General features: G+C 75.5%; 1 protein-coding gene. It reads left to right on the top strand.

The window, feature by feature from the left end; all coding sequences use genetic code 11:
• A partial coding sequence (locus tag AB0N07_RS50385; protein ID WP_365847650.1) for a cyanophycin synthetase occupies window positions 1-715 on the top strand: 715 nt, incomplete at both ends.

Here is a 715-nt window from a genome sequence, read left to right as displayed (position 1 = left end):
ACCACGTGGACTGGCACGGCTCGATGGAGGAGTACGCCGCCGCCAAGGGCAAGGTGTATGCGAACACGCGGGTGGCCTGCGTGTTCAACGAGCAGGACCCGCTGACCCGCACCCTCGTGGAGCGCGCGGACGTCCAGGAGGGCTGCCGCGCGATCGGCTTCACCACGGACACCCCGGGCCTGTCCGACATCGGCGTCGTGGACGGGATCCTCGTGGACCGTGCGTTCCTGGACAACCGGCGCCACGAGGCGATCGCCCTGGCCGAGCGCGCCGACCTGGGCCCGGTGGCCCCGCGCCACACCATGGCCAACGCGGCCGCCGCGGCGGCGCTGACCCGGGCCGTCGGGGTGAGCCCCGCGGCCGTGGCCGAGGGCCTGCGCTCCTACGACCGCGGGGAGCACCGCATCCAGCTCGTGGCCACCTCCCGCGACATCATGTGGGTCAACGACTCCAAGGCGACGAACCCGCACGCCGCGGACGCGTCGCTGGCGGCGTTCAGCTCCGTGGTGTGGCTGGCCGGCGGCCTGCCCAAGGGCGTGACCTATCACGAGCTGGTGGCCGCGCACGCCCACCGGCTCCGGGCGGTGGTGCTCCTGGGCAGGGACACCTCGGCCCTGCGCGCTGCCCTGGCCGCGCACGCCCCGGACGTCCCCGTCCACGCCCCCCTCGCCGCGGCCGACGGCACCGGCCCCGCCGACGGCGCGGCCGTGATGGC

This window comes from Streptomyces sp. NPDC051172, assembly GCF_040682555.1.
In the GTDB taxonomy this organism is placed as follows: Bacteria; Actinomycetota; Actinomycetes; order Streptomycetales; family Streptomycetaceae; genus Streptomyces.
The sequence above is the reverse complement of the archived record's forward strand: the minus strand, read 5'-3'. Positions and strand labels throughout refer to the sequence as shown.